The sequence below is a fragment of the Verrucomicrobium sp. BvORR034 genome, assembly GCF_000739635.1.
Taxonomy (GTDB): Bacteria; Verrucomicrobiota; Verrucomicrobiia; order Verrucomicrobiales; family Verrucomicrobiaceae; genus Verrucomicrobium.
On record NZ_BATQ01000163.1, the window covers coordinates 59,859 to 74,269 of the forward strand.

The 14,411-nt window shown below is 59.8% G+C and carries 11 protein-coding genes; 4 read left to right on the plus strand and 7 right to left on the minus strand.

The features are described 5' to 3' along the window. From vccD to BV034_RS28385, 3 genes are all read right to left on the minus strand, one after another. The gene (gene vccD, locus BV034_RS28375) at positions 1-648 is read right to left on the minus strand and encodes a Verru_Chthon cassette protein D (RefSeq protein ID WP_081888185.1); all 648 of its coding nucleotides are present in this window, start codon (positions 646-648) and stop codon (positions 1-3) included. Positions 649-1,573: 925 nt separating this feature from the next. After that, positions 1,574-1,807: a hypothetical protein gene (locus BV034_RS28380; RefSeq protein WP_050030323.1), complete on the minus strand. Its 234-nt coding sequence runs from the start codon at positions 1,805-1,807 to the stop codon at positions 1,574-1,576. Between the two features lie 78 nt (positions 1,808-1,885). Further along, a complete protein-coding gene (locus tag BV034_RS28385; RefSeq protein ID WP_265593568.1) occupies positions 1,886-4,027 on the minus strand; it encodes an acetylxylan esterase in 2,142 nt (713 codons plus the stop codon). Positions 4,028-4,170: 143 nt separating this feature from the next. Between BV034_RS28385 and BV034_RS28390 the strand changes: the two genes are divergently transcribed. The 4 genes from BV034_RS28390 to BV034_RS28405 all read left to right on the plus strand — a co-directional run bounded on the left by BV034_RS28390 (position 4,171) and on the right by BV034_RS28405 (position 9,654). Next, positions 4,171-5,688 (plus strand): arylsulfatase, encoded by a 1,518-nt coding sequence (locus BV034_RS28390; protein WP_050030324.1) that lies wholly within the window; start codon positions 4,171-4,173, stop codon positions 5,686-5,688. Between the two features lie 66 nt (positions 5,689-5,754). Next, complete coding sequence (locus tag BV034_RS28395) at positions 5,755-7,785, plus strand: histidine kinase (protein ID WP_050030325.1); 2,031 nt, start codon at positions 5,755-5,757, stop codon at positions 7,783-7,785. A gap of 79 nt (positions 7,786-7,864) precedes the next feature. Beyond that, positions 7,865-8,503: a response regulator transcription factor gene (locus BV034_RS28400; protein WP_050030326.1), complete on the plus strand. Its 639-nt coding sequence runs from the start codon at positions 7,865-7,867 to the stop codon at positions 8,501-8,503. Continuing rightward, positions 8,500-9,654: an acyltransferase gene (locus BV034_RS28405; RefSeq protein ID WP_081888175.1), complete on the plus strand. Its 1,155-nt coding sequence runs from the start codon at positions 8,500-8,502 to the stop codon at positions 9,652-9,654. The genes BV034_RS28400 and BV034_RS28405 overlap by 4 nt, the downstream gene beginning before the upstream one ends. A 182-nt stretch (positions 9,655-9,836) precedes the next feature. Here BV034_RS28405 and BV034_RS28410 read toward each other — a convergent pair whose 3' ends face one another. From BV034_RS28410 to BV034_RS28425, 4 genes are read right to left on the minus strand one after another with little or no spacing between them, the layout of a single operon-like run. Beyond that, complete coding sequence (locus BV034_RS28410) at positions 9,837-10,499, minus strand: molybdopterin-dependent oxidoreductase (RefSeq protein ID WP_050030328.1); 663 nt, start codon at positions 10,497-10,499, stop codon at positions 9,837-9,839. A gap of 40 nt (positions 10,500-10,539) precedes the next feature. Continuing rightward, on the minus strand, positions 10,540-11,511 hold the full coding sequence (locus BV034_RS28415; protein ID WP_050030329.1) for an oligopeptide/dipeptide ABC transporter ATP-binding protein: 972 nt from the start codon (positions 11,509-11,511) through the stop codon (positions 10,540-10,542). Beyond that, the gene (locus BV034_RS28420; RefSeq protein WP_050030330.1) at positions 11,508-12,494 is read right to left on the minus strand and encodes an ABC transporter ATP-binding protein; all 987 of its coding nucleotides are present in this window, start codon (positions 12,492-12,494) and stop codon (positions 11,508-11,510) included. The genes BV034_RS28415 and BV034_RS28420 overlap by 4 nt, the downstream gene beginning before the upstream one ends. Then, positions 12,494-14,410 carry an extracellular solute-binding protein gene (locus tag BV034_RS28425; protein WP_265593570.1) on the minus strand — a complete coding sequence of 639 codons (1,917 nt, stop codon included), beginning with the start codon at positions 14,408-14,410 and terminating at the stop codon, positions 12,494-12,496. The genes BV034_RS28420 and BV034_RS28425 overlap by 1 nt, the downstream gene beginning before the upstream one ends. Position 14,411 lies beyond the last annotated feature (1 nt).

Genomic DNA, 14,411 nt, shown 5'->3' on the forward strand with positions numbered 1-14,411 from the left:
TTAGCCGGGGCGGTAGAGACGCAACGATCCGTTGTAAGGATCGATCTGCACGGCGGCATGATTCGGTGGAGGGCTGCCCGCTTCGCGGCTGCCATGCAGGGTCAAAAACCAGCTTCCAGCACCCAGGTCCGTTGAGCCATCCGGTCGGAAACGCAGCGCATAAGTCTGATAGCTGGAGCCAATGCCCCGAGGAAGGCTCTGCTTGGGATCATCCGTAGTCCAGTTGGTCTTCTCACGGCTTGATTTCAAGAGGGTGGACAGCGTTTCATCCTTGCTGATCAACACACCGCCCGGCAGATGCTCTACCGACGCCAGAGGAGACGACTTCGTGTTGGTCTCATCATAGATCACAGCCTCAAAGGCAGACACCTCCGCAGTGGTGGCGTTACCACGATCCAGGCTTGCAAAGTCATAGAACCGCACCTCCACCACCCGGTTTCGCGTGATGGCGGTCTGGCGGGCCAGACTGAGACCATCTACCACCATCTGGGTGCCGGTGGTTATCTGGTTCGCCGTAAGTACCGAGTTTGTCACGGGCACGGCAAACAGTAGCAAAATCGCCGCAATGGTGATCACGACCAAAAGTTCAATCAGCGTGAAGCCGTTGCGGCCCACATTGACGCGGCGGTTCCTGGGTTGTGATTTCATGAATCCTTCAGCCATCGTTTGAAATCCGACTCTGCGCTCACATATCAACTGGCACCCAACACACCAAATTTGATCAAATCACCAGAATATGTCAATACAATGTACATTAGATTTCGAAGTGAAAAGATAGAGAGGAGGAATTCTTAGTGCCTACACTTCCAATCCTCGATGGAATGCTAAATGATTTGCTTAGCCGCCAACTTGCACCAGGCAACGGTTCCTTCTTTTATCCACCATGAAGAACGTGGTGCACTGCGCCTCATCCCATCGCCCCAACACTGGGTCTCCATGCTTGCAGCTTTGGCAAGTCAAGATACTTCATCACGTTCAAACACCCTGGACTCGGTGCTAGAAAGGCAAATATCCCGGCAAATGTTCCCTCCTTTCACTGGCCTCCCCTGCTTTCTTCGGTCACTAAACTGTTCGCGGCGAACTCCAAAGAACTCGCTCACAAATGTCCTTCGTCCCAGGGCCTCGCCAGCGGTGAAACACATCACCCGATGCCGCAGTGTCTCCGCCAGGGTCAGTTTGCCTTCCTCTGCACGCACCTGCTCCACGACCTCACGCCGTATGCCCTGGCGCAGCACCGCGCTGTCGGATCCGCAACCATCTCGAACCCTCCTCACCCTGACCAGGGAGCCACACCCGGCAGCCAGAGAGGGTGCTGGCTACACTTGGCACACGGTACGAGCCACGGGACAGTATTCGCTGGTGTAAAGCCAACAAAGCTTGCGTCCACCCGCCCTCGCCTCGGCCTAGCTGCGCCAGTGCAGACAGTTTCTGCAAGACAGGCTACTACTCGACTATTTGGTTCCCGCTAGTAGCTTGTCTCCTCGCACTGCAATCGCGTTCTTCTACCAAGAAGAATCTTCCCAATACGCGGAGCCGAGGCAGATGGAGGGCAGCATGCCGATGACGCTTAGAACTACGCGCCGCCATCCGGCGCAATGGGGCGAACAGAGAAGATCTTATCTAAAACATCAGTGACATCTAGAACCCAATCAGACTTCACAAGTGCGTCAGAGTAGTAAATGTAATTGCTCCACCCAGGGTCCGGGGAGAGCACGTTCATCCGCTCGTCTTTTTGCTCGGTGCGCTCCTCAGTTGGCCCTTTCCAGAATTCCGCGAGCAGCACAGCAATCTCTTCTTTCGTTGTCATGACTACTTTCCGTACAAGTGGTTTAGCGGAACCCCAAAAATGCTTGGGGTGGAAAATAGCGACAGTGTCCACAAGGCCTCACCGAGGCTTGGGCAGATCCCGAAGCTGCAGGCCCGCCTTCTTCTCTGCGTCCCACGCGAACTTTTCGTTCAATGACCGGGCTAATTCCCACGGCGACCTGTCGTCTGCGTAGATGATCACACGGGTGCGCTGGGCCGCCATGGCCGCAGCTTGGGGCAGGTCCAGATACTTCAACACATTCAGGTAAATCGGGCCGTCCCGATGGGATGCTGGAACTTCATGCAGATCCAGACGGGTGATGCCGTCTTCAAAAAGACTGGCGTACAAAGCATTCCCGGCCTGATGACGACTGGCCTGAATCCACAGCGGCGTCTGTTTAAGAGCCTCAACGCTGTGCAATCCCCGAATGGCGCAGCGGACATCCCAGACCTGCTGCCCTTCCAGGGTCTGCCCCAGCAGGTAGTAGCGACGCAGCTGATGAGTACGAGTCTTCAGGTCAGAGGACAGCGCTCTTGGGCCCACGCCACGCGGGCAGAAATAAATCATGCCCCACTTCATTCGCGTGAGCATACCCCTTTCCTGATCGAACGCTTTGGCATCGGGCTCCGCCGCGGCAACCTTTTCTCCCGCGATGGACGGAAACGCATCTCCAAAGGTGTTTCCAAACTCCTTCCAGCCCTCATCATCCAGCACGTGCAACACCATCAACTGTAGATCCTCTGGCTTGAATGCGGCCCCGTGGAGCAGAAACAAGTCCCCTCCCCCTTGAGGATCACGATCCGATGAAGGGGTGATTTTCCAGGTGGTCAGAGTGACATTCTGGTTCGTGGTGACAACAGGTTCAGAGAACTTTGCCGCAGGCTCCCCCAGCCCACTCCACCCGGCAAAGCACCTGGTACGCAGCGCCTCCATCCAGCCAGCACGCATCTTGTCCCAGGACGCAGAATCCTCCGGAGCCTTCACCGCACCTGCCAGAGGCACAAACACCTCATCCACGCGAGTGTTGATCTGATCGGGAGGCAGTTCCTGGAAGACGCGGAGCTTTTCCATGGGGATGCCTTTTACTGCCGGAGCATCGGTCGTGTCCATCAGGCCTGCGCTTTGCAGATGGCGCATCATCCAGTGAAACTCTCCCGTATTGAGAGGCTGCAAGTCCTTATGCGGCCCCTCTGCGATATGCAGGCCGATGTTCTGCTCGGCCCCCAGGGCCTTGTACACCCGCCGGGTGGACTGGTAGATGTCGAACACACCATCAATGGGGAAAATACCGTCCTTGTCCGTGTTTGTGACCAGCAGAGCCCGCGGGGCGACGAGCGCGGCGAGGCGGTCATAATCCCAGCGGAACGTGTTCACGAAAAACATGCAGTCGCAGTGCCCAGAGACACAACCATCCACCACGTGATTTCGTAACGTCGTGATGCCTGCTGTGGGGACAGCACACTTGATCCGCTCGTCCAGTGCGGCCACGAACCATGAATAGGCGCCACCGCCACTCCGCCCGGCCACGCCAAAGCGGGTCTTGTCCACTTCCGGCCGGGTCTCCAGATAATCGAGCGCGCGAATGCCCGCCCACGCCTCCACCCCGGCAGGCGTGTAGCCCCGAGCCATCCACCACCATTTTCCCAGCCGGTAGGTGCCGTGGTGTTCCCCGGCGATTTCGCCCAACTGCACGGTATCGATGATCAGACAGACGAAGCCGTGCTTCGCATACCAGACCCCGTGATGCTCATACCCCGTTTTGTTGCCATAGCTCACGCCATCCTTCACCATGTTGGAGTGGCCGCAGACGTAGAGCACGGTGGGCAAGGGCTTGTCCACCACCTTGGGCCGGTAAAGGTTCGCCGTGACATACAGCCCGGGTCGGGACTGGTAGTGAAGGTTCTCGACAACGACTCCCTCGTGCTCGAACTCACCTGTCTTCGTAACTTTTAGATCGGTGCGCGGCGCGTTCAGATCCAGCCCCAGCATCTCTGCCAGCTCTGCCCGGCTTTGGTCGCGGAAGGCATTCCAAGTCTCTTTCCTGAGTTGAGCAACGGCTGAAGAATCCTCGATCAACGAGACCTGTCGCTCAAAGTACGCCGCCTGACTGCCCTCACCCTGCTTGTCATCCGCCGCTCCGGGCAACGATGGGCTCAGCAGGATGCCGCATGCCGCAGCTGCCATCAGCAAGTTCCACGAGAGGAAGGAAGGTGAACGCATGTCTGACCAATCGCCGTCAGGCCGCAGGGTCTTGCGAACCGCAGCGCATCCGCCTCAAATGTACCGGAACGCGACACTCCGTGCAGTGCATTTTGCCGAAACAGAAGGAGTGACACTTCGCTCCAGTCGGACATTCTATGCATATGACGGTTCGCCACCTCCTCTTGACTGCTGCCCTACTGGGCCTGTCCGCAGCGCTGCCCGCTGCGGAAAAACCCAACATCATCTACATCCTGGCTGACGACGTCGGCTACGGGGACCTGAGCTGCTATGGAGCCACCCGGGTCAACACACCCAACCTGGACCGTCTGGCAGCGCAGGGCCTCCGCTTTACGGATGGCCACGCCCCCTCCGCCACCTGCACCCCCACCCGGTACGCCACGATCACCGGCCAGTACGCCTGGAGAAAAAAAGGCACCGCGATCCTGCCGGGTGATGCCGCACTCATCTTCGAGCCAGGCAGCCTCACCCTCCCAGCCCTCATGAAGCAGGCGGGCTACACGACCGGCGTGGTGGGCAAGTGGCACCTGGGGCTCGGCACGGCAGAGCAGAAGGTGGACTGGAACACCGAGATCAAACCGGGCCCTCTTGAAATCGGGTTCGACTACTCGTTCCTCATTCCTGCCACCGGCGACCGTACCCCGTGTGTGTTCGTGGAGAATCACCGGGTGGTGGGCCTGGATCCCGCCGACCCCATCTCCGTGCGCTATGGCGAGAAGATCGGTGATGAACCCACGGGCCGGGAAAACCCAGACCTGCTGAAGATGAAGCCCAGCCATGGGCACGACATGACCATCGTCAACGGCATCAGCCGCATCGGCTACATGACCGGCGGCAAAGCAGCCCGCTGGGTGGATGAAGACATTGCCGACACCATCACCCGCAAGGCCACGGCATTTGTGGAGCAGAACAAGGAGAAACCCTTCTTCCTCTACTTCCCCACTCACGACATCCATGTACCGCGGGTGCCCCACCCCCGCTTTGTGGGCAAGACCGAGATGGGTGCCCGCGGTGACGCCATCGTCCAGCTCGACTGGTGTGTGGGAGAAGTGCTCGCCACCCTGGAACGACTCAAGCTCACAGAAAACACGCTGATCATTTTCTCCAGCGACAATGGCCCCGTCGTGGACGACGGCTACCAGGATGAGGCCGTGGCCAAACTGGGAAATCACAGCCCCTCCGGCCCCCTGCGCGGCGGCAAGTACAGCAACTTCGAAGGCGGGACCCGCGTGCCCTTCATCGTCCGCTGGCCGGATCGCATCAAACCGGGCACCTCAGATGCACTCGTCTGCCAGATTGACCTGATGGCCAGCTTCGCCGCCCTCACTGGCCAAAGCTTGCCCACAGAAGTAGCCCCAGACAGCCTCAACATGCTGCCCGCACTGCTGGGCGAATCCAAGACCGGCAGGGAATATCTGGTGGAGCACGCGAGCCAGCTCTCCCTGCGTCACGGTACTTGGAAATACATCCCCCCGGGCAAAGGCCCCAAACGGCAGCAGAACACGGGGGTGGAGTCCGGCAAAGATGAAAAGGGCCAGTTGTTCGATCTCTCCCGCGACCTCGGAGAGAAGATGAATGTTCTGAGCGAGCATCCTGACAAAGCCGCAGCGATGGCGGCCAAGCTGGAGGAAATACAGAAATCTGGCCGCAGCCGGAACTGAGCAGAGGAAATCTTTCTTCCGTAGGGTTGCAGAACGTGATTCACTGAAGGCACGTTCTGCAACGTGATGAATTCCCCCCGGTTCCTGATCACCGCCTGCACACTAGGGTGCCTCGTATGGGGAGAGCCGATCTGCGCTCAGGCTCAGGGCACTCCTCCCGTTGTCGCGGCAGAGGCTTCGCGTTGGTCCTGGCTGTCCCATCTGGATGGCACCCTCAAGCGCCTCAATGAGGACATCACGCTCCTTGAGACACGCCTGGCCACACTGGCCCATCTTCCCGAGGAGCAAACCGGGGAACGCCTGGGTTATCACAGCCGCATTCTTCAAGGCGGAAGAGTGGGAGATCTCTGGGTGCAGGTGGATCTGGGGGCGAGCCGGGAATTTGATACCGTTGTACTGGTACCGGTCGTGCTTCCGCGGGAATTGGGCGGCATCGCGGGTTATGGATTCCCCCGCCGCTTTCGCGTTGCCGTGGCTGAGACACCGGACATGGCGAATGAGCAGGTGCTGATTGACTCCTCAACCGATCTGCCCAATCCCGGACGGGCCCCGCTGTTGATTCACGCAAAGGGTGCGAGAGGACAACACCTGAGGGTAACGGCCACCGGCCCCACCGGCAGAGTGGGATCAGATGGCCGGATCAACTGGCCCTCCCTGGCCCTGGCGGAAGTCATGGCGCTGTATGGCGACCGGAATCTGGCTGCAGGCCGGCGGGTCACCGCCCCCACTTCCCGGGAAGCGGCCCCTGTCTGGTCTCTGCAAAACCTCACTGACGGCGAGAGCGTGCTGGGCGCCCCGGTGGGCGCAGGCTCCAAATCGCGCAAGGGCTGGCACAGCGAAGCCTACCCAGAAGCCACCACTCCTGTCTCCATCACGCTGGATCTTGACCAAGTGATGCCGCTGGACGATGTGCGGTTGTTTCCCATGCGATGGGAGGGCTACCCACACTGGCTGGGGTTTGGCTTTCCCGTGCGCTACAGGGTGGAGTGTGCCGATGATCCGTCATTCAGCACTCCCCGCGTGATTGCCGACTTCACAGGCCATGATGTCCCGAATCCTGGCATGAATGCGGTGACGCTACCGGCCGACGGCGTCCAGGCCCGCCTCGTGCGCATCACCGCCACCCAGCAGTGGGAGCGCTTCACCGATCACGCCTTCGCCCTCTCTGAAGTGCAAGTCTATTCAGGTGGGGCCAATGTGGCCCGGCAGGCGACGGTGACTACCACCAGCGTGTACCCAGACAAACCCTGGGCAAATGAGAACCTCGTGGATGGTGACGCCAGTGACAACCCGATCCTGCCGCTCCAGAACTGGGTGCAGGAACTCCAGGAATCCTCCCGGGTGGAGCACGAGTTGAAATCGCTGAAGGCGCAGCGATACCAGCGGGAAGCGAAATGGAAACGTGGCCTCTTAAGAGGAGGCATCGGCCTGGTGCTACTGACACTGGCCGGGCTCACCACCTCCCTTGTGCGCAACTCGCTGCGTCGGCGCAGGGAACTGCGCGCCCTGCAACAACGCATCGCCCGTGATCTGCACGATGAGGTGGGCAGCAACCTGGCCGGCATATCCCTGCTCAGCAGAGAGGCCAGTCAAACGGCATCCCCTCCGCTTCGCCGCCAGATTCTGGAAGAAGTCTGCCGAGTGGCGGATGAGACGGCCGCCTCCATGCGGGATCTGGTGTGGATGGTGCAGCCGGGCATGCCGGGGGATCTGGTGAGCGGCCTGCGACTCACGGCCGGACGCATGCTTTCCGGAATGAGTGTGCAGTTCCATCCTCCAGAGACTGCACTGCCACCCCGGCTGGAGCTGGAGTTCAAGCGCGAGATCTTCCTCATTTTCAAAGAAGCCCTGCAAAACGTCGCCCGGCACAGCGGAGCCAAAAATGTGGTAATTTCCTTTATCCGCGAGGGCCGGCTCATGGTGGTGCGCATCAAGGATGATGGCAAGGGGCTGCCCAAGGCAGGAGAGAACCCGAACCCTGGAAACGGACTGGAAAACATGCGACAGCGGGCGCGTTCCCTGCGGGGTGAGGTGCGGCTGAGTTCTCCTGAGGAGGGCGGCTGCGAAGTTCAGATCCGGGTGCCATGGCCGGTGTGATCCATTGATGAAACCGGAACGCCGGCCTCCCGGACATTCGTGAGTTGCAATTCCAACCTTCCCGACCAAGCCTTCGTCCATGTCCCTGCCCCGCGTCTGGATCGTTGAAGACAATGCCGTGTACCGCGGCGCGGTGGCCCGTGCCCTGACCGCCACCGGGGAGCTCCATTGCGAAGAACAGTTTGGCACGGGGAAGGCTCTGATGCAGGCCATCCAGGACCGGCTGCCTCCTCAGATCGTCCTGCTGGATGCCGGCCTGCCAGATGGCAGCGGCATCGATCTGCTGCCTGCGATGCGCGACCGCGCCCCCGACTGCCGGGTGCTCATGCTCACCGTGTTTGAAGATGCCGCCAAGATCACCCAGGCCATTTGCAACGGCGCCCAGGGTTATCTCCTGAAGAACTCGTCAATCGAGGAAATTATCAGCGGCATCCAGCAATCCCTGAAGGGCGGGGTGCCCATGACGCCGTGCATCGCCCACCAGGTGCTGGAGCTTTTCTCCCGCTTCGCCCCGCGGCATGCGGACTACGGCTTGAGCACGCGGGAAAGGGAAACGCTGGAACTGATGGTGCAGGGGTTCATCCGCAAGGAGATCGCCGACCGGCTCAGCCTCAGCCTGCACACCGTGGACACCTATCTGCGCGGCGTGTACCGCAAGCTTGAGGTGAACACCCGCACGGGGGCCGTGGCCAAGGCGCTGAAGGAGGGCCTGGTTTGACCCCACCCGCCGCACCAAAACTGGACGAGAGCACCTCCTCGGGCCTCGATCTACTCAGGGGACTCCTCGCCGTGCTGGTGCTGCTTTCCCACGCCTTCCGCCAGACGGTGACGCGCAGTGAGTGGGCCACGGGCGACACCCTTCTGATCCGTGTGCTCCATGCCTCGGTCGGGCAGGGCCTGGTGTGGGTCATGGGCTTCTTTGTCATCTCCGGCCTGTGCATCCAGATGAGCATCCGTCGCAGTCTGGAGACGGGGACATGGAGTTTCAGCGACTACCTGCGAGCCCGGTTCAGCCGGATCTACCCGCTCTTCCTGGTGGGCATCGCCGCATGTCTTCTTGCGGAATGGCTCAACCCCCGACCGGACCAGTTCAGCTGGGATAAGGTCGGAGGCTACTTCTTCATGCTCCAGGGGTTCACTGGCTACACAGAGCACTTTGCCCCCTCATGGAGCCTCACCAACGAATGCCTCTACTACCTGGCGTGGCCCGTGATCTTGGTGGCGTGTCGATTTCACTCGGCTCGGGCTTGGTGGGCTGGTGTTGCCCTCACGTTGCTCGTCACCGGCGGCCTCGTCTTTTGGTGGCTTGCAGAAGGCAAGCCTCATGGGCCCTTGAATGAATCCTGGACCGTCACGGTCCGGTTTCTCGTCTGGCTTGTCGGCGTGGGGCTCTATGAACGCTGGACAGCAATGACAAGTTCGAGGAATTCCGGAAGCGCGGGCAACTGGCTGTTTGCGGCCGCCGCCCTTGCTTTTCTAGCCCTCTACACCGCCTTCTGGATGTACTCCCGCCGGGTCTTCCTTCTGCACGGCCTGGAACTGGTGGCAGGGATTGGGTTTGCGTTCCTGATCATTCGCCTCCGCGATGCGGCCTGGCTGAGAGAATCTCGTTGGAAGAAGCTGGCCCACACCCTCGGCATCTGGAGTTATCCCCTCTACCTGCTGCATCAGCCGGTCATCGGTCTCACGGACCTCCTCTTCAAACCCGGCGCCATGCTCGCAGGCAGTCCCGTCTGGATCTCCGGCCCGGTCTTCATCGCCGCACCTCTGATCGTGTGCTGGCTTCTCGGCGCCCCATTGGAACGGCGCATCCTCTCCTGGCGGAAGTCTTGGCTGAAGGCACCAACAACTCCCAAGTCACCGCTTTGAGGTGGTGACGCCAAGTCATCCAAGGACCGGCGGTTTGTGCTTGCACAACCGCCGGCCCCTGGGGCTCACTTGCCCCAAAAAAACGATACATGGTTTGCCCCCTCGGCATCCCTCAATCCAATTCCGTAAATTCTGTTAATTCTGTTAATTCTGTCTATCCCTACCCCTGCAACGCCTTCCTCTCAAGGAAGATAAGACCTTGCCGTTTCCGCGAACCGGTCATTCAACCACGGGTCTGCCGTGTTGCTGTAGCCGCGTTTTTCCCAGTACCCGAGCTGTTCCGCGCTCAGGAACTCGATCTTTCTCACGAACTTGGCGCTCTTCCACGCATAGAGATGCGGGATGACGATCCGTGCTGGCGCGCCGTGTTCCAAGGTGATGGGTTTTCCCTCAAAATGCGTGGCCAGCAGGGCATCGGCATGCGTCCAGTCTTCCACCAGAGTGTTGGTGGTGTACCCGTCATAGCTGGTATAGAAGACGTACTGCGCCCCTTCATGCGGTCGGAGCCGGTCGAGAAGATCCACCAGCGGCACTCCGCTCCAGGCGCAGTCATACTTGCTCCAGGTCGTGACGCAGTGGAAGTCACTGGTGCGCTGGTCCTGTTGCATCTCGACCAACTCAGCCCAAGAGAGCGTCAGGGGCACTTCCACCTCTCCGGCAATCTCCAGCTTCCATTCCTCCAGCTTGACCTTGGGATGAATGCCGAGATCCAGCACTGGAAACCCTGAGGCCAGATGCTGGCCGGGTGGCAGCCGGTCCGTGGAGCGTTCCGCCAGGCGATGCGCTCCCCGCTCCTGCATCTTCCGCGCCCAGGCCTCTTTGCGTTGGGTGAAGTCCGCAGCCATGTCTGGAAGTCGGGGTGAAGGATTCAGGAATCAACTCAAACTAGTCCACACAGCAAGGGCATTTCTGAACCCAGTGGCCGGGGGAGATCTCCTCCAGTTTGAGTTCCATGCCCACACTCTGCTCCCACTTGGGATGCTTCATGCGATGGCCAAAAGCACAGCCCTTGGGCGGATCGATGGGTGAAGGCACGTCGCCCGAGAGAAGTCGGCGGGCCCGACGCTTCGAGGGATCCGGAACCGGGATGGCATCCAGGAGCGCTTTGGTGTAGGCGTGGCGCGGATTGTGGTAAAGTTCCTCTGAAGGTGCCAGCTCCACGATCTTGCCCAGATACATCACGGCCACCCGGTCACTCATGTGCTTCACCACGGAGAGCCCATGGGCGATGAAAAGGTAGCTCAACCCCATCTCACGCTGGAGGTCCAGCATCAGATTCAGCACCTGGCTCTGCACACTGACGTCTAGCGCCGACACCGGCTCATCGCAGACGATCAGCTTGGGCTTGAGCGCAATGGCACGGGCAATGCCGATGCGCTGGCGCTGGCCACCGGAGAACTCGAAGGGAAATCGGTCGGCGGCGGTGGAAGCCAGGCCGACCTTGTCGAGCAGTTCACCCACCCACTGGCGGCGTTCGGCCGTCGTGCCCTGTTTTTGGACCAGGAAAGGCTCCTCAAGGATGTCGCGCACCGTCAGCCTCGGATTCAGAGACTCCGCAGGGTCTTGAAAGATCATCTGGATGTCACGCCGGATGGGACGAAGCGCCCGCTGGCTGGAGTGGGTGATGTCCTGCCCTTCAAACTGGAGCTTGCCATCGGTGGGCTGATAGAGCCTCACAATGGCCTTCCCGAGTGTCGTTTTCCCGCACCCAGATTCCCCCACCAGGCCCAGAGTCTCTCCCTGAGAAACAGAGATCGAGACGCCATCCACGGCCTTGCAGGTCTTCAGAGCACGCATGAGGATCCCCCCGCGCACAGGGAAATGCATCTTCAGATTTTCAACGTTCAGCAGGCTCATGCGACGCAAACGGGGCATTGTTCCACCCAGTGCTGGGGAGAGATTTCGATGAAGGGCGGACGCTGGTTCAGGTGTTCCGGCAGATGGGGTCGTCCCGACCTCTCTGCGAAACGACAGCCTGGAAGCAAGGTCTCGATGGGAGGCACGCTGCCAGGAATCGCCTTGAGCCGCGACTTAGGAACGGATTCAATCTTGGGGATGCTCTGTAGCAGGCCCTGCGTGTAGGCGTGTCGCGGTGAGGAAAAGATCTCAGCCACGGGTGCCCGTTCCACCACCCGGCCTGCATACATGACCACCACCTCATCACAGGTCTCGGCGATCACCCCCAGGTCATGGGTGATCAACAACACGCTCATGCCCATCTCCGTCTGGAGGCTGTTGATCAGATCCAGAATCTGCGCCTGCACCGTGACATCCAGTGCGGTGGTGGGTTCATCAGCAATCAGCAGCTTGGGCTTGTGCACCAGGGCCATGGCGATCATCACACGCTGCCGCATGCCGCCAGAGAGCTGATGCGGGTACTCCTGAAGCCGGACTTCCGGTGAGGGGATGCGAACCTTCGTCAGCAGTTCAATGGACCGCTGCAGGATCTCCCGTGAACTGGACTTCTGGTGAAGCAAGATGGCCTCGGCCAGCTGCTTGCCCACCGTCTGCACGGGATTGAGCGCCGTCATGGGTTCCTGGAAAATCATGCTGATCTCCCGCCCGCGAAACTTGCGAAGCTCCTCCACGCTCAGTTCCGCAAGATTGCGGCCTTCAAACGAGATGGAACCTCCCGCGATCTTGCCATGCGGTTGGGGGAGCAGGCGGTTGATGGAGAACGCCGTGACGCTCTTGCCACACCCAGACTCTCCCACCAGGCCCAGCGTTTTGCCGCGTTTGACCTCAAACCGCACCCCGTCCACAGCAGTCACCCGGCCGGCATCGGTGTCGAACACCGTGACCAGATCCTTCACTTCAAGAATATTCTCTGGGGCACTCATTAATCTTTGTACTGGTCAAACACACGCAGCGTTTCGCCGAAAGATTTTCCGGCGCGTTTCGCCTCCAGGGTTTCCTTCTTCACGTCTTCGTCAATCCAATGCACATAGGTGTCGAGGGGGAGCTGGCTGTTCTTGAGATTTCCATCCTTGGGCCAGCGCACCCACCGCCAGTGACCATACCGGTACCAGGGAGACTCCCAGCCGGGGATCGAGACGGCCTTCGCTTCGACCATCTCCTCAAGGATCCAGCAGAGCCGCTGCATCTCTTCTTCTGTCGGCGCCACACGTTGTTGATCGATCAACGGGTCCATGACCGGGTCGGCCGTCATCGTCACGTTGTTGGTGTCCGGCACCACTTTCTTGGTGCCATCCGGCTGGACCTTCCAGGCGTTGTCGGAATGATAGTACTCCCAGAAACGTGGATAGGGCGGCTGCGCGGACCAGCCCACCAGACACATCTCGTGGTTCTTCTGATCCAACTTCTTGTAGAGCTGGGTGGTATCGAGCGCCTCCACCCCCAGATCCAGCCCCGTTTTAAGGGCCTCCTGCTTTAGACGCATGGCAATCTGCACCATAGGTCCAAGATTAGGAAGCGACAGAGTCAGACTGAGGCGCTGCCCCTTGTCATTGACACGAACCCCATCCGGCCCCCGTTTGGTGTAGCCAGCCTTGTTGAAGTGTTCCTCGGCCTTGGCGACATCAAATTCCCGCGGTTTGAGGGCTGGATTGGTGTAGCGCCCGAAACCCGCAAAGGTGCTCTTCATGCGGTTGGGGTCCCCGCGGAAGTCGATCTCAATGACCTTCTTGAAGTTCAGCGCATGATTGACACCCAGGCGCACGTCGAGATTGTCGAGCGGGGGCTTGCTCTGGTTCAGGTAAATACCCCGGGTGATGCGTGGATAGACGCTGTAGAAGAGCCCACGCTCGATGTAGCCATTGTAAATCTCGGGGATTTCCGCCTTGTCGTACCAGTAGCGGGGCAGACTCATGATGTAGAAATCAAGCTGGCCCTGGCGGAACATCTCGAACGCCTTGTCCATGTTGGCCACCACCTTGTACTCCAGGAAATCCGGATTGAACCGGTAGCGAAAATTCTTCCGGTCCTTCGCCCACCAGTTTTTCACCCGCGTGAGCGTGACGGACCGGCCTTTCTTGATGCCATCTGGCAGGATGTCGTAGGCTCCGGTGGTGGGTGACTTCCTCCACTGATACCGGGCGGGATAGTCGTCGGTGAACTCCTTGTAGAAATGCCGGGGGGACGGCGGGAGATCCGCGTACCACAGCGGATCGGGCTTCAGATTCGGAATGGTGATCGAGAAGGTGTGGTCATCATACTTCGTGATCGCCTTGAACTCCTTGGCATAGAAATCGTTGTACCAGGGATCCTGGATGTGAGGGCTCAGCATGATGAAGAACGTCATGAAGAAGTCCTCCACCTCCACGGGCGTGCCGTCCGAGTAGGTCGCCGTGGGACAGAGCCGGTAGTAGATCGTCTTCTTGTCCGGAGAAATGGCCCACTCGTCGGCGAGTCCCGGTACCCAGCCATCGACATTCAAATGACGCTGCACCAGCGTGATCAGAATGTTGTCGTGGTGCTCGCTGCGGAACGTTCCGTTGGCATCCGGCCCGTTGACGCGGAAAGTTGCAGGAAATGACTCGATGTAGTCATGGAAGGTCCCGCCCTTTTTGGCGGCCGGATCTCCCATCTCCGGCAGGTCGCCGCCATTTTCCCACTTCAGGTCACTGGGAAGGTCCGCAGGTGTTTTCCACTGGAAGAAGTCCGGTTTGGACTTCCAGAACGCCTTGACCTCTTCTGTGTTGTCATACGGGGGAAAACGATCATCCTCCGCACGGGCGGAGAATCCTCCCATGGCAAGGGATGCAGCCAGTACGCCCCACCATAGGGCTTTCCTCATC

Bases quoted from the DNA above. Each gene is read 5' to 3' on its own strand.
- BV034_RS28425 (WP_265593570.1), bottom strand. From the start codon at position 14,410: ATGAGGAAAGCCCTATGGTGGGGCGTACTGGCTGCATCCCTTGCCATG.
- BV034_RS28415 (WP_050030329.1), bottom strand. From the start codon at position 11,511: ATGAGCCTGCTGAACGTTGAAAATCTGAAGATGCATTTCCCTGTGCGC.
- BV034_RS28420 (WP_050030330.1), bottom strand. From the start codon at position 12,494: ATGAGTGCCCCAGAGAATATTCTTGAAGTGAAGGATCTGGTCACGGTG.
- BV034_RS28410 (WP_050030328.1), bottom strand. From the start codon at position 10,499: ATGGCTGCGGACTTCACCCAACGCAAAGAGGCCTGGGCGCGGAAGATG.
- BV034_RS28385 (WP_265593568.1), bottom strand. From the start codon at position 4,027: ATGCGTTCACCTTCCTTCCTCTCGTGGAACTTGCTGATGGCAGCTGCG.
- BV034_RS28380 (WP_050030323.1), bottom strand. From the start codon at position 1,807: ATGACAACGAAAGAAGAGATTGCTGTGCTGCTCGCGGAATTCTGGAAA.
- BV034_RS28395 (WP_050030325.1), top strand. From the start codon at position 5,755: ATGAATTCCCCCCGGTTCCTGATCACCGCCTGCACACTAGGGTGCCTC.
- BV034_RS28390 (WP_050030324.1), top strand. From the start codon at position 4,171: ATGACGGTTCGCCACCTCCTCTTGACTGCTGCCCTACTGGGCCTGTCC.
- vccD (WP_081888185.1), bottom strand. From the start codon at position 648: ATGAAATCACAACCCAGGAACCGCCGCGTCAATGTGGGCCGCAACGGC.
- BV034_RS28400 (WP_050030326.1), top strand. From the start codon at position 7,865: ATGTCCCTGCCCCGCGTCTGGATCGTTGAAGACAATGCCGTGTACCGC.